The sequence below is a fragment of the Achromobacter mucicolens genome (genome assembly GCF_029866465.1).
Taxonomy (GTDB): Bacteria; Pseudomonadota; Gammaproteobacteria; order Burkholderiales; family Burkholderiaceae_B; genus Achromobacter; species Achromobacter mucicolens.
This window is the reverse complement of sequence record NZ_CP123364.1, coordinates 5,260,153-5,285,916: the sequence shown is the minus strand read 5'-3', so window position 1 is coordinate 5,285,916 and position 25,764 is coordinate 5,260,153. Positions and strand designations below refer to the sequence as shown.

The following is a 25,764-nucleotide window of genomic DNA, read 5'->3' as shown; positions in this document are numbered from 1 at the left end:
TGCACCCAAGGACAATACTAAAGGTTTCAAATACCTGCTATAACGCCAGCCAGCCTACTGAATTCGGGTAGATGGTCATGGATATGACGGCGTGGATACAGGATTGAAGTTCAGCTTGCCCAAGTGGCGGCTGACGCGTTGGCTGACGCATTCCGGGCATGACACGCCTGCGGACATCCGCGCGGCGCTCATTGCCAGTCTGTTCGGCACGCTCCCCATTTTTGCCGGCGGGGTCATCAACACCCTGATGATCTCGGGCGTCGTCGCGTGGCGCCGGCCCGAACCGCTCTACGTCTCGTGGCTGATCCTGGAGATCGTGCTCGCGCTGGTGCGCGTCACGATTCTGCGCGCCGCCTTGCGGGCGGCCCCCAAGGGCGGCAACACCTATACCGATCTCTACATCCTGCTGGCGCTGCTCTGGGCGTTCAGCGTGGGCTATGGCGTGTTCGTCACCTTGCTGAATGGGGACTGGCTGGCGGCGACGCTGGCCGGCGTGTCGTGCGGCGCCATGGCGGGCGGGATCTGCTTTCGCAACTACGGCGCGCCCCGGCTGGTAGGCGCCATGATCTTCCTGAGCCTGGGCCCCATGTGCCTGGGCGCCCTGTTCACGGGCGAATGGGTGATGGCGATCGTCTTCATCCAGATCCCGTTTTATCTCATCAGCATGGTCATCGCCTCGCACCGGCTCAACCGGATTCTGGTGTCCACCATGCTGGCCGAGCGGGACAGCGACCGGCGCGCCAGCGAAGACGCGCTGACCGGCCTGGCCAACCGCGCCGGCCTGCTGGCGGCGCTGGAGCGTGTGTGTAGCAGCGCGCGCGGCCATGACAGCGCCGCCGCGCTGCTGTACATGGACATGGACGATTTCAAGCGGATCAACGACACCCACGGACACGCCGGGGGCGACCAGGTGCTCAAGACCATCGCGGAGCGCATGCGGGCCATGCTGCGGGTGGACGACGTGGCCGCGCGAATCGGGGGTGACGAATTCATCGTCCTGGTCACCGGCATCGACGCCACGGCCGCGCTGCGGCTGGGCGAGCATCTGCTGCGCGACGTCTCGCAGCCCATCACGCTGGCCGACGGCAACCGGGTCTGCGTGGGGCTGTCCATCGGCATCTCGATCATGTCGGGCGCCAACCGCACCCCGCAAGGCGCGCTGGATTCCGCCGACGCGGCGCTGTACCGGGCCAAGGCGCAGGGCGGCCGCTGCTGCGTGGTCGACCAAGGCCAAGTCATCGCTGAAAGCGAAGGCCTGCAAAGCGCGTCGGTCGCCGCTTGAAGCGACGGCGCTCGTCCGCCGCGGCCGTGCGGGGCCGAATCTGTCCAAATCTGGACGCCGTTCACTGATTTTCGCGCTTCACCATCACGGCATACGGGCCGCATGGCCGGCACTCTGAAACAATTAAAGTTATCAGATAACCTGAAAAATCTGCCTATAATCCGCTCATGTTGACCAAGAGCCTCACCCTGACCGAGCAGGTCGCCCGCCAGCTCGCCAGCGAAATCGCCGACGGCATCCATGCCGTCGGCGCCAAGCTGCCGTCCGGCCGTGTGCTGGCCGAACAGTACGGCGTCAGCGCCGCCGTCATCCGCGAAGCCACGGAACGCCTGCGCGCGCAGGGCCTGATCCAAAGCCGGCAGGGGTCGGGCAGCACGGTCGTCTCGCGCACGGGCGCACAGGGCTTTCAGGTGTCCACCGGCATTGCGGTCGACCGCGACAAGCTCGCCAATGTCTACGAACTGCGCATGGAACTGGAAGGCGGCGCAGCCGCGCTGGCTGCGGTTCGCAGCACGGCGTCGGACCTGGACGCCATGGCATCGGCCCTCGCCTCGCTTCAAGCCCATCTGGACCACCCCGAAGCGGGCGTCGAACACGACATCGCCTTTCACGTCGCCATCGCGACGGCCACGCACAACAGCTACTATCAGGACCTGCTGCAATACCTGAACCTGCAGCTGCGCCTGGCCGTCAGCACTGCCCGGTCAAACAGCCTCCTGCAAGAAGGCCTCACCGCCGCCGTGCACCAGGAACACGTCGCCGTGTTCGAGGCCATCCGCGCGCGCGATCCGGACCGCGCCCGCCAAGCCGCCATCCGCCACCTGCAGCAAGCCGCCGGCCGCCTGCAACTCGATCTTCTTTTTCCCGCTGCATCCCACATCTCATGAGCGCAACCGACTTTTCTCAACGGCTGGTCCAGGCCCTGGGCCCCGATACCGTGTTCACCGACCCGGCGGACATCGCCCCGTGGCTGTCCGACTGGCGCGGCCTGTATAACGGCCAGGCCCAAGCTGTCGTGCGTCCGCGCACGACCGCCGAGGTCGCCACATGCCTTGCCCTGTGCCAGGAAGCCGGCGTGCCGGTTGTGCCGCGCGGCGGCAACACCGGGCTGTGCGGCGGCGCCACGCCCGACGGCGGCGCGAACAACGTCGTCATCAGCCTGGACCGCATGAATGCGGTGCGCGCCATCGACACCGTCGCCAACACGATGGTCGCAGAAGCCGGCGCCATTCTCGGCAACCTGCGCCGCGCGGCCCAGGACGCCGGCCGCCTGCTGCCGCTCAGCCTTGCTGCGGAAGACTCCAGCCAGATCGGTGGCAACGTCGCCACCAATGCCGGCGGCGTGAACGTGGTGCGCTACGGCATGGCCCGCGAACTGGTCCTCGGTCTGGAAGCGGTGCTGCCCACCGGCGAAATCTTTCACGGCCTGCGTACCCTGCGCAAGGACAACACCGGCTACGACCTCAAGCAACTGCTCATCGGGTCGGAAGGCACGCTCGGCATCATCACCGCCGTCGCGCTGCGTCTGTACCCGCGCACCGACGTGCGCTCCGTCGTGCTGGCCGCCGTCGAATCCCCGGCGCAGGCGCTGCAACTGTTCGAGATCCTGTTCGAACAATGCGGCGCACGCCTGCAAGCCTTCGAATTCTTCACCGGCGATTGCCTGGACCTGGTGCTGACGCACGCCGAGGGCGTGCAGGAGCCCTTCGAACAACGCTACCCGGCCTATGTGCTGGTGGAACTGGCCGACACCACCGACGAGGCCGCGCTCAACACGCTGCTCGAAAACGTCATCGGCACGGCGCTTGAACGCGGCCTGTGCCTGGACGCCGCGGTCTCGGCGTCACTGGCCCAATTGCAGACGCTGTGGAAGCTGCGCGAGGAAATCTCCGAAGCCCAACGCGCTGACGGCCCCCACCTGAAGCACGACGTGTCGCTGCCGATCGAGCGCATTCCCGACTTCATGCAGTCGGCCGAAGCGCGCGTACGCGCCCTGTACCCCGACATCCGCCCGTTCATCTTCGGCCACTTCGGCGACGGCAACCTGCACTACAACCTGTCCCGCCCGGCAGGCGCCGACCGCAACTGGGTCGCGGAGCATGGGGCTGCGATCACGGATGCGGTGTTGGATGAAGTGAACCGGTATGGGGGGAGTATTTCGGCTGAGCACGGAATTGGTCAGCTCAAGCGTGAGCATTTCCTGCATAGCAAGGATGCCGTGGAGTTACGGTTGATGCGGGAGATCAAGAAGGTGATGGATCCTGCGGGGATTATGAATCCTGGGAAGTTGTTGTAGGCGTTGGTTTGGATCTTCGGGGGGGGGGGGACGGAGCTTTGTCGTGGCGTTAGATCTTCTTGGTTGCTTTAGATCTTTGTAGTTGCGGCGGATCTTCGTAGTTGCTTTAGATCTTCATAGTTGCGTCGGATCTTCGTAGGTCGCCCGACGCCGCGGTCACCGTGGGCACGATCGCCCACGATTGCGGTCCGGAGCCTTCGCTCCGGACTTCCCCGTTGTCATCTTCGTCCGCCTTCGGCTCCCTTCAGATTCCCTCGGGCGCATCGACGGCGCTCGCACCCACGGTGACCGCGACGCCGTGCTGCGAGGGTCTTTGGTATGTGGCGCTTCAAGACCTGTGGTCAGGGCAGGAGATCTGCGGGGCCGCCGAATTGCTGCCGCCCGGGCGGCGGCAATCGGCATTTGGGTGCTGGTACGTCGTGAGGGTGTGCGCTAGCGCGCTGGCGGGGATCGGCTTGCTAATGGTGCTCTCCGACGGGGGGGGGGGGCGGTGATGGGCGGCGCGCGTCGACGGCCAGCTACAACCTGCCCACCTCTACGCGCGCCGCCCATCGAGCACTGGAGTTCAATTGACGATCAATGGCGGTCGTGCCGGAACTTGGCGAGCGCGTTTGCCGCTGTCGGTGTCTGACACCCTCGGGGGGTGAACTCGCATGAAGCGCCTCTCACCAGGGTGTCAGACACCTTGAGAGGAAGCAGCCACACGCGAAGCGTCATAGCGACGACGCAAGACACCGCGTAAGCCCACGAAGGCCGCCCGCGCGGCCGCCCGGGGGCGGGCACCGCAAGACGTTTCTCTCCCGAACGACTGCGTGCAAGAACGCCAAGAACCCGGCTCGCCCCGCCGCCCGTAAAGATTCAACCGTAGAGCCCGGTGTGGCGTGGGCCTGGGGCGGGCGGGGCGTTTAGATGCGCCCGACGGAAACCGAAGGGAGCCGAAGGCGGACGAGGTTGAGGACGGGGCAGTCCGGAGCGAAGGCTCCGGACCGCAATCGGAGCCCCGTCCGCCCCAGGCCCACGACGCGCCGGGCGTCTAAAGAACCCGATCCGCCGCAAGCATCAAGCCGCAAGCCGCAAGCGGCAAGCCGAATGCCGCAACCCCTTCACTCCATCAACCTAAATCCCCCGCCAACAATTCACTGCCGGTGATAAACCTCACTCCCTTTCCGCACAAACTCCACCGACTTCTCCTGCATCCCCTTAGCCAGCGCTTCCTTCTCGCTGACTCCCTGAGCCGCCGCATAATCCCGCACATCCTGCGTGATCTTCATGCTGCAGAAATGCGGGCCGCACATCGAGCAGAAGTGCGCCACCTTCATCGAATCCTTAGGCAGCGTCTCGTCGTGGAATTCCTTCGCCGTATCCGGATCCAGACCCAGGTTGAACTGATCGTCCCAGCGGAACTCGAAGCGCGCCTTCGATAGTGCGTTGTCGCGGATCGCCGCGCCCGGATGTCCCTTGGCCAGGTCCGCCGCATGTGCCGCGATCTTGTACGTGATGATGCCGTCCTTCACGTCCTTCTTGTTCGGCAGCCCCAGGTGTTCCTTCGGCGTCACGTAGCAAAGCATCGCCGTGCCATACCAGCCGATCAGCGCCGCGCCGATGCCCGACGTGATGTGGTCGTAGCCCGGGGCGATGTCCGTCGTCAGCGGGCCCAGCGTGTAGAACGGCGCCTCGTGGCAGTGTTCCAGCTGCAGCTCCATGTTTTCCTTGATCATCTGCATCGGCACATGACCCGGGCCTTCGATCATCACCTGCACGTCGTGCTTCCACGCCACCTGCGTCAGCTCGCCCAGCGTCTTCAGTTCCGCGAATTGCGCCTCGTCGTTTGCGTCGTAGCCCGAGCCCGGACGCAGGCCGTCGCCCAGCGAGAAGCTCACGTCGTACGCCTTCATGATTTCGCAGATCTCTTCGAAGCGTTCGTACAGGAAGCTCTCCTTGTGATGCGCCAGGCACCACTTGGCCATGATCGAGCCGCCGCGCGACACGATGCCCGTCATGCGGTCCGCGGTCATCGGGATGAACGGCAGGCGCACCCCTGCGTGGATCGTGAAATAGTCCACGCCTTGCTCGGCTTGCTCGATCAGCGTGTCGCGGAAGATCTCCCAGGTCAGGTCCTCGGCCTTGCCGTCCACCTTCTCAAGTGCCTGGTAGATCGGCACCGTGCCGATCGGCACCGGCGAGTTGCGGATGATCCACTCGCGGGTTTCGTGGATGTGCTTGCCGGTCGACAGGTCCATCACCGTGTCGCCGCCCCAGCGGATCGCCCACGTCATCTTTTCCACTTCCTCGCCGATGCCCGAGCTGACCGCGGAATTGCCGATGTTTGCGTTGATCTTCACCAGGAAATTGCGGCCGATGGCCATCGGCTCCACTTCCGGGTGGTTGATGTTGGCGGGGATGATCGCTCGGCCGCGGGCGACTTCGGCACGCACGAACTCCGGCGTGATGGCGGCGGGGATGGCCGCGCCGAACGATTGGCCCGGGTGCTGGCGCAGCAGGCGCTTGACCATCTTTTCGCCGTCGGGGCCGCTGTCGCGTAGCGTTTGCAGGTAGTGCTCGCGGCGCAGGCTTTCGCGGATCGCCACGTATTCCATTTCCGGCGTGATGATGCCGCGGCGCGCGTAGTGCATCTGCGAAACGTTCGCGCCGGACTTTGCGCGGCGCGGCGGGCGCTGCAGGTCAAAGCGCATCGCCGTCAGCTTCGGATCGGTCAGGCGCGACTTGCCGTAGTCGCTGGTCGGGCCGGACAGCAGCTCCGTGTCGCCGCGTTCCTCGATCCACGCGCGGCGCAGTTCCGGCAGGCCGCGGCGGATGTCGATCTTGACGTCCGGGTCCGTGTAGGGACCGCTACAGTCATACACCGTCAGCGGCGGATTTTTTTCGCCGCCGAACATCGTCGGCGTGTCGTCCTGTTCGATCTCCCGGAAGGGGACCCGGATGTCCGGGCGTGAGCCCACTTCATACACGCGGCGTGATTTGGGCAGCGGTGCGACGGCCGCAGCGTCGACTTCGGCGGTCGCGGCCAAAAATTTGGGATTTGCGTTCATGGAAAGCTCCAAGCGAGTGGTTGGAGCCGATCGGGATGGACTCCCGCCAAGGACGTGCGAACACGCGTGGCGGGAATACGCTCCCAGCATCGGCATTATCCGTACTGGTACGAAGGGACTCTCTCAACACGTCGCCGCCGTCGATGGCGGGACGAGTACCCCTGCGTGAACGCGCAGTATAGAGCCAAGCAGACGCGGCGCATTGAACAATCTGCGAGCACCCTCGCAACCCGCGCGGATAGGGCATTTGAACGAGGCTGGTATTACTGCTTTACATTTGGATTCAGTCTAGACAGACACCGCCATGCAGGTTCGGTACACTTTTTTCCACACGCCGCGTGTACAGTCTTAGAGTCTTACCGTCCGGCATCAGCCCACTTAAGAAGGAATCGAGCATGCAACTGAACCTACGCACATTGGCGCCCGCCCTCGTAGTCGTGACATTGGCGCTAGCGGGTTGCAAGACGGCCCCGACTAAGACGTCCGACGCCACGGCCACGCCCCCGGCGGGCCAGCAATCGACCACGCCCGCGGCCGCCGCGCGCGTGGATTTCTATCTGGCCAAGCGCGAACCCGGCGCCGGCCTGCGTGAAGTGAACCTGCCCGACGGCAAGCTCTATCTGCAGGAAACGCCCGTGCTCACGCGCGCCGACCTGACCGATGCCGCCGCGCTGGTGGATCGCCAAGGCCAGAACTTCGTGGGTCTGCGCTTCTCCGAAGCCGGCACCCGCAAGCTGACCGCCGTCAGCACCGCCAACGTCGGCAGCGTGCTGGCCCTGGTGATCGATCAGGAACTGGTTGCCGCGCCGCTCATCGGCGAGCCCCTGAACCGTGGCGTCCTGGCCTTTGGCGTGCCCTCGGCCCAGGCGGCCTCCGAAATCGCCGCGCGCATCCGTGGCGATGCCGTGCCCGCCGCAGGCGGAACGGCACCCGCGCCGGCACCCGCTGCCAAACCCTGATCTCGGGGTGCGCAAAAAAACCGGCTTACGTGGCCGGTTTTTTTTCGTCTGCATTTTTGTCCTGGAAGGCGCATTCAACGTGCGCGCCAGGCGTCCGCGAGAACGGGACAAATTGGTCCGCCCGATGCGGCTCGCAGTGTCTTGATCTTGAAGCGTGGTCGCGGCGTGGCCCGATATGCAGCGGGCCGCGGGCAGGGGCCGCGATCAGCCGATCTTGCGGCCGCGCGGCTTGATGCCGCGGCGAAGCAGTGTCGTTTCGATGAAGGTCTGGGTTAACGCTTCGAGCATTGCCCGTTCGTCGGGCGTCAGCGATTCGAATTGCGACGGTGAAATGTTGGGATAGGGCCACGGCGCCAGCGGACGGGGCCGGCCGCCGGGGCGCGGCGCCGATTCGGAAACGCCTGATACTGGCAAAGTATTGCTCAGGTCGTAGGCGTCCAGGGGAAGCTCCATGGGACCCTTGCCGGTCTCCAGCCATTCGACTTCGATCTTCAACACCTGCGCCAGCTTGCGCGCGGATCGGCTTGAATGCCGCAGACCACTTTCGTAGCTGCCGATCGCGCTTTGCGAGATGCGCACCAGACGGGCGAGCGCCTTCTGCGTGTGGCCACGAAGAAGACGCGCATGCTTCAGTCGGTCTGAGAATGTTTTCACAGGGCGATTGAAGCTTGCCGATCTGTCACGTTGGTGGATATAAATAACACTAGGGTGATAACAGAGGAAAGGTCGCATGTGGGAGCGGGGCAGCGTATTTATCGTGCGATCCGAGGACGTTGCGGGGTGGCGGCTGGCCAGTGCGCTGCGCCAATTCGACTGGGACACGCGCGTCTTTGCATCGGTGGACGCCCTGCTCCAACACGTGTCCGGTGACGCGCCGGATCTGCTTGTCGTGCAAGGGCCTTGCGACAGCAAGGCGGATCTTGTTGACCGCGTGCGCCAAGCCGCGCCGGGCGCGCGGGTGGTGTGGCAGGACGGCGGCGCCACCACGGCGCAGCGCGCGGCGGCGCTGGACGCAGGGGTCGACGCCTGCGTGCCGGCGGACATGGAGCTTCTGGAGTGGGACGCGCTGCTGCGCAGCCTGTGCCGGCGCGCGCGGTGCGGACCGGGCGACTGGCGCGTCGTGGCATTTGGCCGCATGCTGGTGGGCCCCCGCGGTGAACGCCTGCCGCTTACCCTGCGCGAGCGCGCCGTTCTCATCCGGTTGTTCAATGCGCCCGGGCACTGTCTTCATCGCGAAAGCTTCTTTCCCGCGCAAGCGCGCGATCCCCTGGACAGCGCAAGGCGCGTGGACGTGGTCGTGTCTCGGCTGCGCAACAAGGCGCGCCGGTTCAATATCGATCTTCCGTTGCTGGCGGTGCGGGGGTGGGGATATATCCTGCTGCCGCGCCTTCCTACAGCACGACCAGATTGTCCCGGTGCATGAGCTCGGGTTCGGTCATGCTGCCCAGGATGCGCGCGATCTGCGACGAAGGCTGGCGCAGGATGCGGCGCGTGTCGGCCGACGAATAATTGATCAGCCCGCGGGCGCATTCATGGCCCTGGCTGTCGACGCAGGCCACGACGTCGCCGCGGCCGAATTCGCCTTCCACGTCGGTCACGCCGATAGGCAGAAGGCTCTTGCCTTCGCGTAGCAGCGCCTGCACGGCGCCGTCGTCCAGCACCACGCGGCCACGCAGGCGCAGGTGATCGGCCAGCCACTGCTTGCGCGCCGACCACACCGGCACGACCGCCTGCAGTTCGCTGCCGATGCACTCGCCCTGAGCCAGGCGCGTCAGCACATTGCGTTCGCGGCCCGAGGCGATGACGGTATGCGCGCCGCTGTGGGCCGCTCGCTTGGCGGCCAGCACCTTGGTCAGCATGCCGCCGGTGCCGATGCCGCTGCCCGCGCCGCCCGCCATGGCTTCTAGCGCGGGGTCGCCCGCCTGGGCGTGCGACATGAACTTGGCTTGCGGATTCTTGCGCGGGTCGGAGTCGTACAGGCCGCGTTGGTCGGTCAGGATGACCAGCGTGTCGGCTTCGATCAGGTTGGTGACCAGCGCGCCCAGCGTGTCGTTGTCGCCCAGCCGGATTTCGTCGGTCACGACCGTGTCGTTTTCGTTCACGATGGGCACGACACCCAAACGCAGCAGGGCAAACAGCGTGCTGCGCGCGTTCAGGTAACGGTGGCGGTCGGCCAGGTCTTCGTGGGTCAGCAAAATCTGCGCGGTGCGCAGGCCGTGTTCGGCGAAGGCGGCCTCATAGGCCTGGCACAGTCCCATCTGGCCCACGGCTGCCGCGGCCTGCAGTTCGTGCATGACGGACGGGCGCTTGCGCCAGCCCAGGCGCGCCATGCCTTCCGCGATGGCGCCGCTGGACACCAGCACGATCTGCTTGCCCTGCTTGTGCAGGGCGGCGATCTGTGCGGCCCAGTGGGCGACCGCGGCGCGGTCCAGGCCTCGGCCTTCGTTGGTGACCAGCGATGAGCCGACTTTGGCGACGATGCGCTGGGCGTGGGTGACGACGGAAACGGCAGGTGATTCAGCAGACATGATGGCGGCCGGCTGCGGCGAAAAAAAGCGTAATCGAAAGGACTGCGATTATGGCTTATTCGTTACCGCCGCGCGGCGCGGCCGGCTTGTCTGCGTCGGTGCGCGTGTCGTCAAAGCGCGGGTCCGGCGCCACGTAGGTGCCTTCGGCCTGATCCTGCGCAAGCTGTTCCTTTTCGCGCTCGGCGTCCAGGTAGTCCTGCAGCGCGTAGATCAGGTCCTGCGTGCCTTCTCCCGACAGGCCCGAGATGCCGAACACCGGACCGGTCCAGCCGTAGAGCTCGAGGAAGCGGCGCTTGGTGTCCTCGGGATCCGGCACCATGTCCAGCTTGTTCAGGATCAGCCAGCGCGGCTTGGCGGCCAGGTCGGCGTCATAGCGGCGCAGTTCCTCGACGATGGCGCGCGCATCGGCGACGGCCTGCTCGACGGGATCGGCGTCCGGATCCGGCGTGGACACGTCCACCAGGTGCAGCAGCACGCGGGTGCGCGCCAGATGGCGCAGGAACAGGTGGCCCAGGCCGGCGCCTTCGGAGGCGCCTTCGATCAGGCCCGGAATGTCGGCCACGACAAAGCTGCGCGACGGCGACGTGCGCACGACGCCCAGGTTCGGGTGCAGCGTGGTGAAGGGGTAGTCCGCGATCTTGGGCTTCGCATTGGAAATGCGGGTGATCAGCGTCGACTTGCCGGCATTGGGCAGGCCCAGCAGGCCCACGTCGGCCAGCACCTTCAGTTCCATGCGCAGGTGGCGGTGTTCGCCTTCCTTGCCGGGCGTCCATTGCTTGGGCGCGCGGTTCACGCTGGACTTGAAATGGATGTTGCCCATGCCGCCCTGGCCGCCGGCGGCCAGCACCACCTTCTGTTCGTGCTTGTTCAGGTCGAACAGGACTTCGCCGGTTTCGGCGTCATGGATGATCGTGCCCACCGGCACGCGCAGGGTGATGTCCGGGGCGGCAGCGCCGTATTGGTCCGAGCCGCGGCCGTTTTCGCCGTTCTTGGCGCGGTGCAGGCGTGCATAGCGGAAATCGATCAGCGTGTTGATGTTGCGATCGGCCACCGCGTAGATGGTGCCGCCACGGCCGCCGTCGCCGCCGTCGGGGCCGCCACGGGGAATGAATTTTTCGCGGCGAAAGCTCGCCACGCCATTGCCGCCTTTGCCGGCGACCACTTCAATGGTGGCTTCGTCTACGAATTTCATGGTGTATGCGCGTGTAGTGGGTGAGGGCGGGCGTCCACACGGGGAGCCGCCGGGAGGCAAAAGAGAGCTTACTCGCCAATTGCCTTCAAACAAAAAAGCCCTGCCGCACGCGACAGGGCTTTTGCCGTTCGGGAACTGCGGCGGACCGCGTCCCAGACCGTATGCGACCGCGGACGTGAAGTCCGCGGGCTTGCTAACCGATTACTCGGCAGCGACGATCGAAACGGTCTGCTTGTTCAATGCGCCCTTGAAGCCGAATTGAACCTTGCCGTCGACCAGCGCGAACAGGGTGTGGTCCTTGCCCATGCCGACGTTCACGCCAGCGTGGAAGCGAGTACCGCGCTGACGCACGATGATCGAACCAGCGGGAATCAATTCGCCGCCGAATGCCTTGACGCCCAGACGCTTCGATTCTGAGTCGCGTCCGTTCCGCGTAGAGCCGCCGCCCTTTTTCTGTGCCATGTTTAGCTCCTGCTAAGTGGTACCGAGTCGCTTCTTAAGCCGTGATGGCTTCGATGCGGATTTCGGTGTAGTTCTGACGGTGGCCCTGACGCTTCTGATAGTGCTTGCGACGGCGCATCTTGAAGATCTTGACCTTGTCGTGGCGGCCTTGCGCAAGAACCGTTGCCTTGACCACGGCGCCGGAGACGAGGGGCGTGCCAACTTTCAGTTGGTCGCCTTCGCCCACGGACAGCACTTGGTCCAGGGTGATTTCTTGCCCAATGTCAGCCGGTATCTGTTCTATCTTGAGTTTTTCGCCAGCGGCAACGCGATACTGCTTGCCACCGGTTTTTACGACCGCGTACATGGGGTATTCCTTAAATAGGTAAATGGGTTCGTTCGTGCTGCCTGCCCTGCTGGGCAAGAATGCCGTGCTGGCCTGCCGTACCAGTGCTGGTACTAGCGCTTGTACTAGCCGAAAGTCCGCTGAATCAGGACTTGCGATGATGCCAGGCGGCGTGCACGAACAACCGACGTAATTCGGCCATTGCTGACCGAATCCGAGATATTAGCCCGGGACTTTTGGAAAGTCAAAAAGCTGTTGCAGGCTAAGGGCTTAGGTGTGGCGTGCAGGCTTCAGGCGCCCGGAATCACGCGCAGCGCAATGTCGCGCGCCACGCGGCGGATGCCTTCCGTGGCGGCTTGCCGGTGGGCGTCGTCCAGGCGGTCGGTGGGGATGGACGTGCTGACCGCCACCCGCTTGCCCAGGGGTGTCACGCCCACAAAGGCCGCAAAGCACACGAGGGCGGTGGCGACTTCCTCCCGGTCGTGGGCCAGGCCGTGGCGCCGCACGTCGTCCAGTTCGCGGTGCAGGTGGGCGGCGTCGGCGATCGTGCGGTCGGTGACGCGGGGCAGTGTTTCGGGCAGCCGGGCGGCCAGGTCGTCGGGCGGCAGGCTGGCCAACAGGGCCTTGCCCAGCGCGCACGCATGTGCGGGCAGCCGCAGACCCAGGTCCGACACCAGGCGCACGGGCCGGCGCGCGTCCTCCCGGGCCAGGTAGACCACATCAAAGCCATCGAGCGCGGCCAGTTGCACGACCTCGTTGCAGCGGGCCACGAAGGCGCCGGCCGCCTGATGAAAGGCCGTCTGAAGCCCGTCGTGGCGCAGGTACGCAGCGCCTAGCGCCATCAGTTCCAGTCCGACGATATAGCCGCCGTTTAGGCGCTCGACCCAGCGGCGTTGCTCAAGGCAGTCCAGCAGCAGGTACAGCGTGCTCTTTGGCATCTGGCAGGCGCGGGCCAGCTCCGCGGCCTTTACCGGAGCGGGGCGGCCGGCCAGCACGCGCAGGATGTCGTGGGTGCGGCGGATGGCGGGAACGTCGTAATCGGCGGCCATGATTCCAATATGTTGGACAGATATGCAAGATGTTGGACATGATAAATGAAGTCTCCTAGACTGGCTGCGCCATGCCGGGCCAGCCGGCACAGAACACGAGCCCGCCGCCGGCAGGGCACCAACGCGAGGAGACGCCATGAACCCCCACAACCTGCTGCCCGCCGATCTGGCCGACGCCTTGCTCGTGGGCCGCGTCTGGCGGCCCGATCCCGTCGGCGGCCCGAGCGTGGTCGTGGTGCGTGGGGGAAAGGTCGTCGATATCACCGCCACGGCGCCGACCGTGTCCGACCTGCTGGACCATCCCGACCGCGTGTCGCTCGCGCGCCAGGCCAAGGGCGAATCCCTGGGTGACGTGCACGCGCTCATGGATGCCACGCTGCAAGGCGCGCAAGGGCCGCGTCTGCTGGCGCCCTGCGACCTGCAGCCGGTGAAGGCGGCGGGCGTCACGTTTGCCATCAGCCTCTTGGAGCGCCTGATCGAGGAAGAGGCGGGCGGCGACGCCGGCCGCGCCGAGGAAATCCGCGTGCGCATGCAGGCGCTGATCGGCTCCGATCTGTCCCGGCTGCGCCCGGGATCGCCCGAGGCCATCCGCCTGAAAGCCGAAATGCTCGAGCGCGGCCAGTGGTCGCAGTATCTGGAAGTGGGCATCGGCCCCGACGCCGAAGTCTTCTCCAAGACGCCGCCCATGGCCTCGGTGGGCTTTGGCGCGCGGATCGGCGTGCTGCCGGAGTCGCAGTGGAACAATCCCGAACCCGAGATCGTGCTGGCCGTCGACAGCCGGGGCGAAGTGGTCGGCGCCACGCTGGGCAACGACGTAAACCTGCGCGACATCGAAGGCCGCAGCGCGCTGCTCCTGACCAAGGCCAAGGACAACAACGGCTCCTGCGCCATCGGGCCGTTCATCCGGCTGTTCGATGACGGATTCACGATGGACAGCGTCCGGGGCGCCGATGTCTCGCTGCACATCGAAGGCCCCGACGGTTTCACGCTGGACGGCGTCAGTCACATGCGCGAGATCAGCCGCGACCCGCTGGACCTGGTGCGCCAGACTCACGGCGCGCACCATCAGTATCCCGACGGCTTCATGCTGTTCCTGGGCACGATGTTCTCGCCCACCAAGGATCGCAAGGGGCCGGGCACCGGGTTCACGCATGTGGCGGGTGACCGGGTGGTCATTGCCTCGGAGCGTCTGGGCGCGCTCGTGAACGAGGTGCAACTGGCCACGGAAATCCCGCCCTGGACGTTCGGCGTGCGCGCGCTCTACGCGAACCTGATGGCGCGCGGCCTGCTGGCGCGCGGGCGCTGATCCGGCCGGGGGATCCGACCGGCTGATCCGACCGGCGCGGGGCGCCTGGCGCCGGGCTGCGCGGCCCGGGCCGCGGGCGGCCGGACTTCCCGCGCACTCCCCGTATAATCCGTGGTCGAATCCCCCGCCGACCGCTGGCGGGCCCAGCGGTAAGAGCCGTTACGCGGCTCGCTTCACACTTGTCGGATACGTCTTGAATCTCCCCGCGCTCATTGCCCCCATTGCTGACGATATGAAAGCCGTCGACGCGGTTATCCGCGAGCGGCTGAATTCCGAAGTGGTTCTGATCCGCACGATTGGCGACTACATCATTGGGGCGGGCGGCAAGCGCATGCGCCCGGCCATGGTGCTGATGGTGGCGCGCGCGTTGGGCTACGAAGGCACCCATCACCAGCTGCTGGCTGCAGTGGTGGAATTCATCCACACTGCCACGCTGCTGCACGATGATGTCGTCGACGAATCCGACCTGCGCCGCGGCCGCGAAACCGCCAACGCGGTGTTCGGCAACGCGGCCAGCGTGCTGGTGGGCGACTACCTGTACTCGCGATCGTTCGAAATGATGGTCGAGGCCGACTCGATGCGCATCATGAGCATCCTGTCCGAAGCCACCACCGTGATCGCCGAGGGCGAGGTGCTGCAGCTTCTGAACGTGCATGACCCGGACGTCTCGCAAGAGCGCTACCTGCAGGTGGTGCGCTACAAGACGGCCAAGCTGTTCGAGGCCGCCGCCCAGGTGGGCGCCGTGCTGGCCGGCGCCACGCCCGAGCAGGAAGCCGCCGCCGCCGCCTATGGCCGCCATGTGGGCACGGCGTTCCAGCTGGTCGACGACGTGCTGGACTACAGCGGCGACGCCGCCGCCCTGGGCAAGAACGTGGGCGACGACCTGCGCGAAGGCAAGCCGACCCTGCCGCTGATCCGCGTCATGGAAGTGGGCACGCCTGAGCAGCAGCAGTTGATCCGCGACGCCATCAAGACGGGCGACGCCGACTTCGCTGCCGTGGCCGCCGCGATCCAGGCCACCGACGCGCTGGAACACGCCCGCTTGGCCGCCGTGGCCGAGGCCGATCGGGCCCGTGAAGCCCTTTCGATCTACCCCATTTCCCCTTTTCAAAATTCTCTGTTAGAATTCTGCGCTTTCGCGGTGAATAGAGATCGCTAGCCAAAAACGGCGGCGAGATCGGCAGGAAGTTACCGGGAAAGTGCAGTAAGCAGTAGCAGTAAGTGAAGTAATGTTTGGCGGTACTGAGCATCGCTAAATAAGTTGTCAAGATCGGGGCGTAGCTCAGCCTGGTAGAGTACTGCGTTCGGGACGCAGGAGTCGGAGGTTCGAATCCTCTCGCCCCGACCACTTCATGTGGTCGAGAATTCATGAAGGTGTTTCCCGACACCTTTGGCTGAAAGCCGGTATCGCGCAAGCGTTGCCGGCTTTTTTGCATTTGCGCGGGTAAATGCGAAAACTATTTCACAGCGGGCGGTGTCTGACACCCTTGAGCCACTGCGATTCGCCCGAAGTCATTTCGCCTGGGTGTCAGACACCTTGTATGGCGAGACTTTCCGAATCGCCTGCCGAATTATTCAAGGCCTGGCCATTTCATGGCCGTTTATTACCGGGCGATGAAAACCCAGGCATGTCTCGTGCTGATAGGGTGCATGCTGATCCCCAGTTTGGTGCGTATTTTTATATTGCCTCACGCAATAACCTAATAAGCAGCCGATCTGGATAATGATTTTTCAGTTTCGTTAAAACGGACCAAGAAAAACGTCTTTTCATATTTGATTACATTGCTCGCAAATTCGATGTTGCGGTTTGTGTAATGAATGTAATTTTTCTAGGGATTTCCCGGGTTTATTACGGGTTGTCCTGATTTATTTCCGCAGCAATAAAAATATTTAGAAAAAAGTTTGCTGTTCGACCCCTCTACGATGCCCAGGCTCGCTACCCAGTCCGTTAACGGGGTACCGAGCCAAATTCATTTTTAGCGATACGTCCGCCCCTATACGGCAACAGTATTTCGGCCTTATGTCGATTTACTCGCTCTGGGGCGTCGATTTCTAGTGTCTGCGACACGACGAAAACAGTGAGGTCCCCCGTGGTAAAGAGAATCGCAGTGTGTGGCCTTGGATATGTCGGCCTGCCCGTGGCAGTGGCATTTTCCAGGCGCTTTGATGTCATCGGTTTTGACGTGGACAAGCGAAGAATCGCACGGCTGAAAGAGGGTGATGACTGGACCGGCGAGATCGAACGCGACGTATTGCTTGCTTCCCCCATGCAGTTCACGGACCAGTTGTCCGAACTGGAAGGCTGCGACTTTTTCGTGGTCGCCGTCCCGACGCCCGTCGACGAAAAGAACAACCCCGACTTTTCCCTGCTGGTCCGTGCGTGCCAATCGCTCGGCCCCGTGCTTCGTCCGGGCTGCATCGTGGTCTTCGAATCGACCGTCCACCCCGGCGCCACCGAGGAAATCTGCGGTCCCGAGCTGGAAAAGGCGTCTGGCCTGCGCTGCGGCGTCGACTTCAAGCTGGGCTACAGCCCCGAGCGCATCAACCCGGGCGACCGCGAGCATCCGCTTGAGAAGATCGTGAAGATCGTTTCCGGCCAGGACGAGCAATCGCTGGAAGTCATTGCCGGCGTGTACGAGCAGATCATCGATGCCGGCGTGCACCGCGCATCCTCCATCAAGGTGGCCGAAGCGGCCAAGGTGCTGGAGAACACGCAGCGCGACATCAACATCGCGCTCATGAACGAGATGTCCAAGATCTGCGGCCTGGTCGGCATCCGTACGTCGGAAGTCCTGGCCGCGGCCGGCACCAAGTGGAACTTCCTGAAGTTCACCCCCGGCCTGGTGGGCGGTCACTGCATCGGCGTGGACCCCTACTACCTGACGTCCAAGGCCCAGGAACTGGGCTACCACCCCGAAGTCATCCTGTCCGGCCGCCGCATCAACGACGGCATGGCCGCACATGTGGCCTCGCGGCTGGTGCAGCAGCTGGCGCGCAACGGCCGCCTGAACGCCTCCACCCGCGTCGGCATCCTGGGCATGACCTTCAAGGAAAACGTGCCCGACATCCGCAACTCGAAGGTCGTCGATCTTTACAACGCGCTTGGCCAGTACGGCATCACGCCGGTGGCGTGCGATCCCATGGTCGATCCGGAGCAGATGGACCACGAATACGGCATCAAGCTTGTCGGCCGCGACCAGTTCCGCGACATGGACGTGCTGATCCTGGCGGTGCCGCACCGCGAAACCATGGAAACCATCTGGGAAGACCTGCCGCAGCTCGTCAAGAACGGCGGCATGGTGTGCGACTTGAAGTCCGTCCTGGACCCCAAACGGCTGCCGGCCGACCTCTTGTACTGGACTCTGTAGTTCAGGCGCGTAATCCATACCTACAGGAGAGACCCTGAATGACTGCTTTCACTATCGCTCCGATCGGAACCTGCCGCATCCATACGCCGCTGCGCGATGCCGTGGGCCGCTACCCGGTCAAGCTTCAACTCGGCCGCAACTACGGTTTCGTGCACACGGCCGCCGAAGCGCTCCAGCAGGCCCGTTTCATGTTCGGCCAAAGCGACATCCCCGCCGACGTGCAGCGCCTGATCTTCCGTCCGTCCAATGGCGAGCAGGCCCGCCGCGGCACACACAAGCCGGCCGACCTGTACATGGTCGAGCTGTCCTCGCGCAAGCTGCTGACCATTGACGGCCATCCCATCCAGTCCAATTACCTGGGCCGCTATTTCAGCGAGTTCTTCGCCGACCGCACGCGCACCCGCGCCTTCTGGTCCATGGCCGCCACCGACCGCCTGGCCGAACGCCGCGCGCAGCTCGATCAGGACCCGGTCTTCAAGAGCCTGAGCGCGGAAGACCGCGACCTGCTCGCCCGCATCGTCAAGCGTGACCAGACGGACGAGGAGATCGAGCAGGAGATGCGCCAGCTCGTCGAGCTGCTGGGCCGCGACAAGATCGTGTTCGTCACCCACGTGAATGCGCTCACGCCCGACAACGTGCCGATCGAACAGCGCCAGCAGCTGATCGCCGCCATTACCGCCGCCGCGCAGCGTATCGGGGTGCCGTGCTACGACCCGACGCCGCTCATGAACAAGATCGGCCAGGCCGAGGCGATGGAAGACGGCGGGCTGGACCTGACCCACTACACGCCGGTCTTTGCCGAGCGCCTGTACACGGACTGGTTCAAGAATTTCATCCGGCCGCGCATGAGCTCCTCGACCCCGCAGACCGCCGTGCCCAAGCTGGGCGCCGAGGAAAGCGTCGAGCGCATCGAGAAGCTGTGGGACTCGGGCGAACTGCGCGAAGCCTCGCGCCGTGTGCGAGACGTGCTGCGCCGCTACCCGGGCCTGCCGGATCACGTGGTGCTGTTTGCGCGCATCCAGGAAGAGCTTGGCGACTACGAAGGTTCGCTGGCGCTCCTGACCAGCGCCGACGGCACGCTGGCCTCGGGCAGCAAGGCCGAGCAGATCCTGATGCGTAACCAGTTCAAGCTGGGCCGCTACGACGTGGCGTACTCGCTGGCAGCCGGCCTGCTGGGCGACGAAATCGAAACGCCGGAAATCGTCCGCATCGCGGCGGTGTCCGCCGGCCACCTGGGCTATGTCGACGAAAGCCTGGGCAACTGGAAGCAGCTGTTCCGCATCAGCGCGCCGGGCGACGCCATGTCGCTGGAAGCGGCCGACACCGTGCTGTCGCTGTTGCAGACGGGCGGCGACATGGAAGCGGCGATTCGCTGGGTCCAGGAAGTCCGCGCGGCCAATCCCAGCTACGGTCGCGGCTTCGCGGTCCTGTGGCGCGACCGCCTGCTGGCCGGCGACCGCGACGCGCTGCGCGATCTGGCGGGCGAGCAGCCCAAGCTGGAAGAGGGCGACGCGCTGGAATTGGTCAAGGAAGCCTCGTGGCGCGGTTGCATCGTGGCCGCGGCGACGCTGGCGGCCTCGTGCAACCTGGCCAAGAGCGAGCAGGAAGACATCAGCGGCTGGCTGCAGGCGCAATCGGCGACGTGGGCCGAAGAAGGCAACCGCGCGCTGGAGGAAGGACGCCTGCGCGATGCGGCCGAACGCATCTGCGCGCACCGTCTGCTCAACCCCGACGCGCTGACCGGCGCACGGGCGCAGCGTGCATTCGAACGCGCCATGCGCCTCGGCGCGCGGGCCGCGCTGGTGGCGGGCAACCACAAGGAAGTGATCGACCTGACCAACCTGGCCATCGACACGAACGTGGACTTCCCCGAGCTGCACGCCATGCGTGGCCGCGCCGCCGACGCGCTGGGCGACAAGAAGACGGCCATGCGCCATCTGGAAGTGGCCGCCGCCGGCGAGTCCGCCCCGTTCAGCACGAAGCTGCACTTTGCCCGCGTGGCCTTCAATGGCGGCTGGTTCGGTGAAGCCATCGACGCCTACAAGGACGTGCTTGCCCATCCGGGCGCCGACCAGAGCGCCAAGGACGAAGCCGAGCGCCAGTTGGGCCGGTTGGGACCGCGCGCCATCCGCGGCGCCCGCGAGCTCCTGTCGAATGGCGATCATCAGGGCGCGTGGAAGCTGCTGGATCGCGTGGCCCAGTCGTGGCCCGGCATGCCGGAGGTCGATCACGAGAAGCGCCGCATCCTGGCCTATCTGTACGCCGAGGCGCGCGCCCTGGATTCGTCCAGCACGACCGAACGCCTGGCGCTGGGCGAACGTATCGTCTCGCTCGTGCCTGACGATCCCATCGGCCTGCGTCTGGCCGCAGTGGGCGCGATGCGTCTGCACCGGTTCGAACAGGCCCTGCCGTACTGGAAGACGCTGCAGGAGCGTTCCGAGAACCCGGCGCAATACGACAGTTACATCGAGCGCTGCCTCGCGTGGATCGAAAAGATCAACCGGAGAAAGGCAGCATGAATCCGCCACTGATTACCGAGCGAGCGGACGCCAAGTCCGAACTTCAGCAAGTTCAGGCGCAGTTGGAGGAAATCGTTGCGGCATCGGTGCGGGTTCAGGTCGCTCAGGAAAACCTGGCGCGGGCCAAGGCGCTTGCCCGCGGCCACATGCAAGACTCGAAGGTCCGGTTCCTGCTGCTTCGCCTGCAGGAATCGGCGGGCCTGAACGAAGGCATGGCCGAGCAGTGGACGACGCTGCTCGAGGAATGCCCGGACGACCTGCAGATCGTGCGCTATTGCGCGACGCGGCTGGTGAAGGAGCGGCACCTGGATGACGCCATGGCGCTGGTCGACCGCCACCTGCCCGCGTCCACGACGAATCCGGACCGCCTGTTCGCGCGGGCCAAGCTGCTGAGCGACATCCGCGCGCACGAGCAGTCCGACGCGCTGTTCCGCAGCCTGATCTCGCAGCACACGGACCGCAACATGCGCGTGGAGTTCGCCAAGCGCCTGCGCAAGCGCGGGCTCCTGGCGGACGCCTGGGAGGCGATCGCGCCGGTGGCCAAGCACCTGACCCCAGGCAGCAAGGCGGCCGAGCTGGCCGAAGGGCTGGCCAGCGACTACGCGTTCTATCAGCGTTTCGAATCCGAAGAGGCCTTGGCCGGCAAGGACGTGCGCATCATTTCGATGAAGCACGCGATCCTGCATTTCCGCCATCGCAAGCTTGCCGAGAACACGCCGGAAAAGGCCGTGTCCGTGGCGCTGGTCACCGGCAGCCTGGGACCGGGCGGGGCCGAGCGCCAGCTGACCCGTCTGGCCGGCGAACTGACCCGTCTGGCCGCTTCGCCGGAACAGCAGCCGCCCGACATCCTCATGCGCCCCAAGAAGGTCGAGGTGCTGGTCAAGCAGCACACCGAACCGTCCGGCGTTTCAAAGAAGCAGGATGATTTCTTCCTGCCGGTGCTCATCAAGGCGCAGATTCCCGTCACGGAGATCAACCGCCTGCCGGCAATCTCGGTGGCGCACCAGGCCCTGCCCGAAGGCAGCCTGGGCCGCCTGCTGGAGCAGCTGCCGCCGCCCGTGCACTACGGCGTGACGCGGCTGGCGCCGGTGCTGCGCGCGAACCGGTTCGACGTGGTGAGCCTGTGGCAGGACGGCACGTGCCTGTTCGGCGCCCTGGCCGCGCTTCTGGCCGGCACGCCGACCATCCACCTGGTGTTTCGGGGCCTGCCGCCGAACATCCGCAAGGACCGGTTCCGCGAAGAGTATCCCGAGCTGTACCAGGCGCTGGCGCAGGTGCCCGGCGTGGTGTTCGTCAGCAACAGCCGCAAGGCCGCGGAAGCCTATGCCGAATGGCTGGACCTGCCGCTGGAGCGCTTTCACATCCTGTACAACGGCGTGCCCGACCTGGCGACCGATGCGTCGGACGCCGACAAGGAAAAGTGGGAAGCCTTCGAGGCCCGCACCCAGGACGCCACGGAAACGATTGGCGGCGTGTTCCGCCTGGAACCCGACAAGCGTCCGCAGCTCTTCATCAAGCTGGCGGCGCTTTACCTGAAGGAGCGGCCGCAGGCGCGCTTTTTCCTGGTGGGCGACGGGCGCCTGCGCGAGAACATCGAAGCGCTTGCGCAGGAACACGATGTCCTGGACCGGTTGCTGCTGGTGGGCCTGTCGAACCACGTGGGGTTCTGGTATTCGAAGATGGACGCCAGCGTGCTGCTGTCGCGCTATGAAGGCTTGCCCAACGTCCTGATCGAGGCGCAGCTGCTGGGCGTGCCGGTGATTTCCACGCCGGCGGGCGGGGCAGAGGAGTGTTTCGTCGAGGACGAAACGGGCCACCTGCTCAGCGACGTCGATCACCCCGACATGCACGAGGCGTACAAGAAGGTCTTGAACATGGTGGATCAGGTGCGCAGCAATGCGGACCTGCGGGCACACAGCCGCCAGCGGGCGCAGAAGCTGTTCTCGCTGGATGCGATGCTGACCAAGTTCATGAGCATCTGCATGCCCGCCATGACCGAGTCCCAGAACGACGAGCGCATCGACGTGGCGCCCCAGCGCCGCATGCTGGCGTAATCGGCAGTTGTTCTTTTTCAAGTTGTTGACGCTGAAGGATCTTATGCAAATGAACGTCCCGGCCCTGGGATCGCGGCGACACGCGACCCTTGCCCTGCTGCTTCTGGCAGCGCTGACACTCTCGGGTTGCCAGCTCCCACGGTCCGGCCCGATGCTCAGCGAAATGACCGGCGCTCACGATGACAAGGACGTCATCGTGATGCCCGTGTCGCGTGAACTGGCGCAAAAGAGCAGGGTGCCCGACGTGGCCGATTTCCCTGTGCGCTACCGCGATCTGACGCAAGCCGGATTCGACAAGCTGGTGCCGGGCGACGGCATCAACGTGCGCGTCTGGGAGCGCGGCGGGCTGGGCGTGTTTGCCACGGACCCCTCCGGCATCAGCGACCTGGGCAACCAGGAGATCGATCGTTCGGGCCATGTCTCGTTCCCGATCATCGGCAAGTTCCGCGCCGAGGGCATGACGCTTGGCCAATTGCATGACGCCATCGTGGCGCGCCTGAGCAAGCTCGTGGTCGGCGCGGACGTCAGCGTCACGCGCGCGGCCGACGCCCGCGGCCAGATGGTGACGGTGCAGGGCAACCTGACCAAGCCCGGCATGTACCCCATCACGCAGACCGCCCAGCGCCTGAGCAGCGCGCTGGCGCAGGCCGCGCCGGTGCAGACCAATCCCGAGCAGCTCATCATCAGCCTGCGCCGCGACAATCAGGTCGCCTCGGTGCGGCTGGCGGACATCTACCGCAATCAGAACAACGACATTCTTCTGCGCTCGGGCGATGTCATCACCGCCTACGATGCCAAGGAATTCCTGACCGTGCTGGGCGCGGCCGGCCAGCAGGGCCGGGTCGAGATCAGCAAGCGCAACTACAGCGTGCTGGACGCGCTGGCCGATTCGCGCGGCCTGGACGACAAGCTGGCCGACCCGCGGTCGGTGTTCCTGTTCACGCCCGCGAGGGCGGGGGCCGAAGGCAAGCCGGACCTGCTGCCCGTCGTGTACCAGTTCGACCTTACGCGGCCGGAGCAGGTGGCGCTGGCGCGCGAGTTCACGGTGCATGAAGGACAGGCGATCTATATCTCGGACGCGCCGTTCACGCAGGTGCAGAAGGTGTTGTCGGCCTTCCGCGTCACGATGAGCGCCGGCTTCAGCGCCACGCGAGCCATCGACAGCGATTCGGGCGGCGGTTCGACCGGCGTAGCCCAATAGCGCGTCCATGAGCGTCCATGAGTAACGAGGATCGGATCAAGGGCTGGCGCTCGCGCCGCAAGGAAAGCAACTACACGGTAGGGTCTGGCGTCGCCAACTGGCGGCTGGACCCGGCCGCGCTGTTCGAGGCCAAGGCCCCGCCGGCCGTGCTGTTCAAGCCGCTATTGGCCCGCCTGCAGGGCGAGCCGCACGACTCCGTGGCGGCGCGGCGGGCGGTGTACGAGGCCGTGCAGGCGGAGCTGGATGCCGAGATCGCGCGCAGCGCGGTCGACGAGTCCCTGGCCGATTTTTCGCGGCGGCGCCTGCGCATCATCGTGCGCCTTCTGGAGCAGGACATCCGCGCGGGCGTGGACGTCTTCGCGCTGGGCTACATGCCGGCCAAGCTGATCGCCGAGGACGAACGGCTGGCCGCCGCGCATGCGCGGCGCGTGGAGCGGCGCAAGCAGGACGAAGCACGCGAAGCGCGGCGCCATGCGTCGCGCAACGACATCGCGCTGGAGATCGAGGTTCCGCAAAGCGAGGCGGGCGACCTGGCCATCCTGCGCGACCGGCTGCGCACCCTGCATGAAGGGCATTCGGACGATACGGCCGGCCATCGGCCGATCGGCCGCACGCTGATGGCGATGTTCATCTATCAGCTGCGCGTGATGCACGGCGAGAGCCGCATTGCGCTGGTGTGGGCGCTGGTGGGCCCCGTGGTGCTGCTGACGCTGATTTCGTCGCTGTACATCCTGATGGGCACGCACTACATCCTGGGCATGGACGTGCAGACGTTCTCGCTGCTGGGCGCCACGACCTGGATCATGTTCCGCCAGATCGCGTTTCGGAGCAGCACGGCCTATGTCTCGGCGCGTGGCCTGTTGAACTTCCAGGGCGTCACCCCGCTGATGTGCGCGCTGGTGCAGGCCATGATCTATGTATCGGTGTATCTCGTGGTGTTCGGGGTGCTGATCACCGCGGGCCATGCGATCGGGCTCATCACGCTGCCCAAGAGCTGGGCCGGCTTCATCCTGTTTGTCGTGCTGATGGGCGTGGCGGGCGCGGCGATGGGCGTGCTGTTCGGATCGATCGCGACGTTCTGGCATTTTTTCCTGCGGCTGGCGCCGATCATCGAGCGCTTTCTCCAGATCTTCGCGGCCGTGTTTTTCGTGTCGGAGCAGTTTCCGGAGCAATTGCGGCCGTGGTTGCTGTGGTCGCCACTGGCGCACGGCATGCAGTTGCTGCGCTCGGCCTACTTCCAGGCGTACGAGTCGCACGACGCCAGCCTGGGTTATTTCCTGACCTCGCTGGTGTTCATGATGGTGATCGCCCTGGTGGCCGAGCGCCTTGCCCGTCCCAATGTCCAGCCGATGTGAGGGTGACCAATGATCCATCTCAATGGCGTAACCGACGAACCCTATGCCTTCGGCAGCAGGCTGCCGCTGCTGGCCAACGCCACGCTCGACATTCCGGCCGGGCGGTATGCCTTGCTGTCGCCCGCGCCGGAAATGCACCGCCAGCTGGTGGACGTGCTGTGCTGCCTGCGGCCGCCGCGGCAGGGTTTCGTCAAGCACGACGGCAACGTCTCCTGGGCGATTGGCCGCCAGGGCTTCATCCGCGGCAAGGCCAGCGGCCTTGCCATGATCGATTTCGTCAGCGAGATGTACGAGATCGATCCCGACGCGACGTACGAACTGGTCGCGGACCTGATCAGCGATCCCAAGATGCTGGCCAAGCCCATGGAGCATTGGCCGCTCTACGTGCGGCAGGAGTTCTCGTTCGCGCTGGCGCTGGCGCCGGCGTTCGATGTCTACGTGATCGAAGGAAGCATTCCCTTCGAGCCTTGCCGTTTCACCCGGCTCTGGCTGGCTCTGTTCGAAGAGCGGCTGGTGGGCCGGACACTCATTTTTTCCAGTTATCGCCAGAATCAGTTGGCGGATTATTGCTTCAAAGGCTTGATCTATGAACGAAGCGCGCTCAGCATCGACGACGACCTCGACCAGTGCCTCCGCAGGTATCCCCCGCGACGATCTCGGAGCGACTCCGGCACAGGCGACGACGTCCTCGGAGGCGGCTTCGACGAAGGCCAGCTCGGCTTCTGAGGGCGGATCCGAAATCGAACGCCGCCGCCGCGAGCGGCAGTCGGCGCTGCGCGACCGCCGGCGCCATCGCTGGGTCAACGCGCTGATCGTCC

General features: G+C 65.2%; 20 protein-coding genes and 1 tRNA gene. 14 read left to right on the top strand and 7 right to left on the bottom strand.

Translation table 11 applies throughout. The features are described 5' to 3' along the window. Positions 1 to 91: 91 nt before the first annotated feature. From QEP15_RS24035 to QEP15_RS24025, 3 genes are all read left to right on the top strand, one after another. Positions 92 to 1,282: a GGDEF domain-containing protein gene (locus QEP15_RS24035; protein ID WP_056319751.1), complete on the top strand. Its 1,191-nt coding sequence runs from the start codon at positions 92 to 94 to the stop codon at positions 1,280 to 1,282. Positions 1,283 to 1,449: 167 nt separating this feature from the next. Then, complete coding sequence (locus QEP15_RS24030) at positions 1,450 to 2,169, top strand: FadR/GntR family transcriptional regulator (protein WP_217618587.1); 720 nt, start codon at positions 1,450 to 1,452, stop codon at positions 2,167 to 2,169. After that, positions 2,166 to 3,578: an FAD-binding oxidoreductase gene (locus QEP15_RS24025; RefSeq protein WP_142052483.1), complete on the top strand. Its 1,413-nt coding sequence runs from the start codon at positions 2,166 to 2,168 to the stop codon at positions 3,576 to 3,578. Before QEP15_RS24030 ends, QEP15_RS24025 begins: the two co-directional genes overlap by 4 nt. Positions 3,579 to 4,714: 1,136 nt before the next feature. Here the strand turns inward: QEP15_RS24025 and thiC are convergent. Further along, complete coding sequence (thiC, locus tag QEP15_RS24020) at positions 4,715 to 6,628, bottom strand: phosphomethylpyrimidine synthase ThiC (protein WP_062838980.1); 1,914 nt, start codon at positions 6,626 to 6,628, stop codon at positions 4,715 to 4,717. 395 nt (positions 6,629 to 7,023) lie between these two features. On the opposite strand from thiC, the gene QEP15_RS24015 reads away from it, so the two are divergent. Then, entirely contained in the window at positions 7,024 to 7,587 is a 564-nt protein-coding gene (locus QEP15_RS24015; protein ID WP_056320000.1) for a SecDF P1 head subdomain-containing protein, read from the top strand. A 204-nt stretch (positions 7,588 to 7,791) separates the two neighbouring features. Here QEP15_RS24015 and QEP15_RS24010 read toward each other — a convergent pair whose 3' ends face one another. Beyond that, positions 7,792 to 8,241, bottom strand: coding sequence for a helix-turn-helix transcriptional regulator (locus QEP15_RS24010; RefSeq protein ID WP_063952153.1), 450 nt, complete (start codon positions 8,239 to 8,241; stop codon positions 7,792 to 7,794). A gap of 103 nt (positions 8,242 to 8,344) precedes the next feature. Here QEP15_RS24010 and QEP15_RS24005 point away from each other — a divergent pair, with 103 nt between their 5' ends. After that, positions 8,345 to 9,010, top strand: coding sequence for a response regulator transcription factor (locus QEP15_RS24005; RefSeq protein WP_280148196.1), 666 nt, complete (start codon positions 8,345 to 8,347; stop codon positions 9,008 to 9,010). Here the strand turns inward: QEP15_RS24005 and proB are convergent. The 5 genes from proB to QEP15_RS23980 form a co-directional block, all read right to left on the bottom strand. After that, on the bottom strand, positions 8,979 to 10,115 hold the full coding sequence (gene proB, locus QEP15_RS24000) for a glutamate 5-kinase (protein ID WP_056319998.1): 1,137 nt from the start codon (positions 10,113 to 10,115) through the stop codon (positions 8,979 to 8,981). The two genes, QEP15_RS24005 and proB, sit on opposite strands and share 32 nt — an antisense overlap. Before the next feature lie 55 nt (positions 10,116 to 10,170). Continuing rightward, positions 10,171 to 11,307 (bottom strand): GTPase ObgE, encoded by a 1,137-nt coding sequence (obgE, locus tag QEP15_RS23995; RefSeq protein WP_152382859.1) that lies wholly within the window; start codon positions 11,305 to 11,307, stop codon positions 10,171 to 10,173. A 201-nt stretch (positions 11,308 to 11,508) separates the two neighbouring features. Beyond that, on the bottom strand, positions 11,509 to 11,769 hold the full coding sequence (gene rpmA, locus QEP15_RS23990) for a 50S ribosomal protein L27 (RefSeq protein WP_006389959.1): 261 nt from the start codon (positions 11,767 to 11,769) through the stop codon (positions 11,509 to 11,511). Between the two features lie 34 nt (positions 11,770 to 11,803). Continuing rightward, positions 11,804 to 12,115, bottom strand: coding sequence for a 50S ribosomal protein L21 (gene rplU / locus QEP15_RS23985; protein ID WP_006216228.1), 312 nt, complete (start codon positions 12,113 to 12,115; stop codon positions 11,804 to 11,806). Positions 12,116 to 12,384: 269 nt separating this feature from the next. Beyond that, positions 12,385 to 13,143 (bottom strand): IclR family transcriptional regulator, encoded by a 759-nt coding sequence (locus QEP15_RS23980; RefSeq protein ID WP_280148195.1) that lies wholly within the window; start codon positions 13,141 to 13,143, stop codon positions 12,385 to 12,387. 136 nt (positions 13,144 to 13,279) lie between these two features. On the opposite strand from QEP15_RS23980, the gene QEP15_RS23975 reads away from it, so the two are divergent. The 9 genes from QEP15_RS23975 to QEP15_RS23935 all read left to right on the top strand — a co-directional run bounded on the left by QEP15_RS23975 (position 13,280) and on the right by QEP15_RS23935 (position 25,672). Continuing rightward, on the top strand, positions 13,280 to 14,449 hold the full coding sequence (locus QEP15_RS23975; RefSeq protein ID WP_280148194.1) for a fumarylacetoacetate hydrolase family protein: 1,170 nt from the start codon (positions 13,280 to 13,282) through the stop codon (positions 14,447 to 14,449). 193 nt (positions 14,450 to 14,642) lie between these two features. Continuing rightward, positions 14,643 to 15,608, top strand: a complete 966-nt coding sequence (gene ispB / locus QEP15_RS23970) for an octaprenyl diphosphate synthase (protein ID WP_056319988.1) — start codon at positions 14,643 to 14,645, stop codon at positions 15,606 to 15,608. A 112-nt stretch (positions 15,609 to 15,720) separates the two neighbouring features. Continuing rightward, positions 15,721 to 15,797: transfer RNA gene (locus tag QEP15_RS23965), tRNA-Pro, on the top strand. A gap of 760 nt (positions 15,798 to 16,557) precedes the next feature. After that, the gene (locus tag QEP15_RS23960; protein WP_128829408.1) at positions 16,558 to 17,817 is read left to right on the top strand and encodes a nucleotide sugar dehydrogenase; all 1,260 of its coding nucleotides are present in this window, start codon (positions 16,558 to 16,560) and stop codon (positions 17,815 to 17,817) included. A gap of 38 nt (positions 17,818 to 17,855) precedes the next feature. Next, positions 17,856 to 20,336, top strand: a complete 2,481-nt coding sequence (locus QEP15_RS23955; RefSeq protein ID WP_175156506.1) for a hypothetical protein — start codon at positions 17,856 to 17,858, stop codon at positions 20,334 to 20,336. After that, the gene (locus QEP15_RS23950; RefSeq protein ID WP_152382854.1) at positions 20,333 to 22,390 is read left to right on the top strand and encodes a glycosyltransferase; all 2,058 of its coding nucleotides are present in this window, start codon (positions 20,333 to 20,335) and stop codon (positions 22,388 to 22,390) included. The genes QEP15_RS23955 and QEP15_RS23950 overlap by 4 nt, the downstream gene beginning before the upstream one ends. Positions 22,391 to 22,433: 43 nt before the next feature. Next, positions 22,434 to 23,591, top strand: a complete 1,158-nt coding sequence (locus QEP15_RS23945; protein ID WP_152382853.1) for a polysaccharide biosynthesis/export family protein — start codon at positions 22,434 to 22,436, stop codon at positions 23,589 to 23,591. Positions 23,592 to 23,608: 17 nt separating this feature from the next. Then, positions 23,609 to 24,946 (top strand): ABC transporter permease, encoded by a 1,338-nt coding sequence (locus QEP15_RS23940; RefSeq protein ID WP_152382852.1) that lies wholly within the window; start codon positions 23,609 to 23,611, stop codon positions 24,944 to 24,946. Positions 24,947 to 24,955: 9 nt separating this feature from the next. Further along, positions 24,956 to 25,672 (top strand): hypothetical protein, encoded by a 717-nt coding sequence (locus tag QEP15_RS23935; RefSeq protein ID WP_056319973.1) that lies wholly within the window; start codon positions 24,956 to 24,958, stop codon positions 25,670 to 25,672. Positions 25,673 to 25,764 lie beyond the last annotated feature (92 nt).

Bases quoted from the DNA above. Each gene is read 5' to 3' on its own strand.
- QEP15_RS24030 (WP_217618587.1), top strand. From the start codon at position 1,450: ATGTTGACCAAGAGCCTCACCCTGACCGAGCAGGTCGCCCGCCAGCTC.
- QEP15_RS24025 (WP_142052483.1), top strand. From the start codon at position 2,166: ATGAGCGCAACCGACTTTTCTCAACGGCTGGTCCAGGCCCTGGGCCCC.
- thiC (WP_062838980.1), bottom strand. From the start codon at position 6,628: ATGAACGCAAATCCCAAATTTTTGGCCGCGACCGCCGAAGTCGACGCT.
- QEP15_RS24015 (WP_056320000.1), top strand. From the start codon at position 7,024: ATGCAACTGAACCTACGCACATTGGCGCCCGCCCTCGTAGTCGTGACA.
- proB (WP_056319998.1), bottom strand. From the start codon at position 10,115: ATGTCTGCTGAATCACCTGCCGTTTCCGTCGTCACCCACGCCCAGCGC.
- obgE (WP_152382859.1), bottom strand. From the start codon at position 11,307: ATGAAATTCGTAGACGAAGCCACCATTGAAGTGGTCGCCGGCAAAGGC.
- rpmA (WP_006389959.1), bottom strand. From the start codon at position 11,769: ATGGCACAGAAAAAGGGCGGCGGCTCTACGCGGAACGGACGCGACTCA.
- rplU (WP_006216228.1), bottom strand. From the start codon at position 12,115: ATGTACGCGGTCGTAAAAACCGGTGGCAAGCAGTATCGCGTTGCCGCT.
- QEP15_RS23980 (WP_280148195.1), bottom strand. From the start codon at position 13,143: ATGGCCGCCGATTACGACGTTCCCGCCATCCGCCGCACCCACGACATC.
- QEP15_RS23975 (WP_280148194.1), top strand. From the start codon at position 13,280: ATGAACCCCCACAACCTGCTGCCCGCCGATCTGGCCGACGCCTTGCTC.
- QEP15_RS23955 (WP_175156506.1), top strand. From the start codon at position 17,856: ATGACTGCTTTCACTATCGCTCCGATCGGAACCTGCCGCATCCATACG.
- QEP15_RS23950 (WP_152382854.1), top strand. From the start codon at position 20,333: ATGAATCCGCCACTGATTACCGAGCGAGCGGACGCCAAGTCCGAACTT.
- QEP15_RS23945 (WP_152382853.1), top strand. From the start codon at position 22,434: ATGCAAATGAACGTCCCGGCCCTGGGATCGCGGCGACACGCGACCCTT.
- QEP15_RS23940 (WP_152382852.1), top strand. From the start codon at position 23,609: ATGAGTAACGAGGATCGGATCAAGGGCTGGCGCTCGCGCCGCAAGGAA.
- QEP15_RS23935 (WP_056319973.1), top strand. From the start codon at position 24,956: ATGATCCATCTCAATGGCGTAACCGACGAACCCTATGCCTTCGGCAGC.